The organism is Sedimentibacter sp. B4 (assembly GCF_000309315.1).
Lineage (GTDB): Bacteria > Bacillota > Clostridia > Tissierellales > Sedimentibacteraceae > Sedimentibacter > Sedimentibacter saalensis.
Window position 1 is genome coordinate 1 of record NZ_CANG01001003.1, and the last position, 206, is coordinate 206.

Genomic DNA, 206 nt, shown 5'->3' on the forward strand with positions numbered 1-206 from the left:
GGTCGGATACGACATCGACCGGCTGCTGGCGACCCGGACGCGACTCCGACGTGGTGCGCTTCGACCTGCCGCGGCTGGGAGACCTCGCCGGCCTCGACGTGCTGCACCTGCAGTGCCACATCGGCACGGACACGCTCAGCCTGCACCGGCTCGGCGGACGCCTCACCGGGCTCGACCTCTCGCCGGTCTCGCTCGCCGAAGCACGG

The 206-nt window shown here is 72.3% G+C and carries 1 pseudogene; it reads left to right on the top strand.

Features of this window, described 5'->3' with window-relative positions:
- Window positions 1-206: pseudogene (locus BN358_RS24935) on the top strand (hypothetical protein); the annotation flags it as partial.